Source organism: Rhizobium sp. SVR5-9E, from assembly GCF_056755095.1.
This window is the reverse complement of sequence record NZ_JBNDHS010000214.1, coordinates 1-1,276: the sequence shown is the minus strand read 5'-3', so window position 1 is coordinate 1,276 and position 1,276 is coordinate 1. Positions and strand designations below refer to the sequence as shown.

The following is a 1,276-nucleotide window of genomic DNA, read 5'->3' as shown; positions in this document are numbered from 1 at the left end:
GTCGTCGCCCGTGCCGCCGAGCATGGTATCACCGCCAGCCCCGCCATCCAGCGTGTCGTTGCCGGCAGCACCGGTGAGCCTGTCGGCCGCAACACCTCCCTTGATCACGTTGTCAAGCGCATTGCCGATGCCGATAAAGGCGGTCGCACGCGTCGAGATCAGCTTCTCGACATCGACCCCCAGCGTATAGGCGGCCAGATTCGTCTGCACCGTGTCGATGCCCTCGTCGGCATTCTCGATGACAATATCGCCGGTACTGATGATATAAGTGTCGTCGCCCGCCCCGCCCTTCAGCGTGTCGGCTCCCGCCCCGCCAGTCATGACGTTGTTCAGCGCATTGCCGGTGCCGGAAAAGGCCGCAGTGCCGGTGTTGGTGAGGTTTTCGACATTGGCGCCGAGTGTCCAGCTCGCGAGGTTTGTCCGCACCGCGTCGATACCTTCGTCGGCGTACTCGGTGACCGTGTCCCCGGCATTGTCAACGACATAGATATCGTTGCCGGCGCCGCCGGAAAGCGCATCTGCTCCGGCCCCGCCATTCAGCGTATCGTTACCAGCGCCACCAGAAAGCGCATCACCGCCAGCCCCGCCGGTGATTGCGTTGTCGAGAGTGTTGCCGGCGCCGGTGAAACCGCCGCCTCCGGTGTAGGTCAAGTTCTCTACATTGGCGATCGCCGCCAGCGAATAGCTCGCAAGATCGGTCCTGATGACGTCAGTACCGCCGCCGGACGCCTCGACCACCACATCGTCCAGAGTATCGACGATATACGTATCATTGCCGGCGCCGCCGATCAGCGTATCGGCACCCGCCCCGCCGTCAAGCGTATCAGCCCCCACTCCAGCGACAACGACGTTCGCCGCGGCATTGCCGTTGCCGATAAACGCCACCGTGCCCGTGTAGGTCAGGTTCTCGACATTCGTGCCGAGTGTATAGCTCGCAAGCGCCGTCTGGATCATATCCGTCCCCTCGTTCAGGCCCTCGATCACAATGTCGGTCGCAACATCGACCACATAGGTGTCATCGCCCAACCCTCCCGACATTGCGTCGGAACCTGCTCCGCCAATCAGGGTGTCATCGCCAATATCGCCACTCAGCTTGTCCGCGGCCGCACCGCCCGTCAGAACGTTATCGAGCCCGTTTCCGATACCCGTGAATGCTGCCTTGCCCGTATAGATGAGGTTTTCCACATCGCCGATGACAGCCAGCATATAACTGGCGAGCGCCGTCTTGACGGTATCGATGCCGCCATCAGCGCCTTCAGCGACGGTATCGCCTGCA

Annotated in this window: 1 protein-coding gene; it reads right to left on the bottom strand. The window is 62.1% G+C overall.

Translation table 11 applies throughout. The features are described from left to right. Nucleotides 1–1,276 (bottom strand): calcium-binding protein (locus ACPYOJ_RS34465; RefSeq protein ID WP_481420242.1); only part of this gene is annotated, 1,276 nt, incomplete at both ends.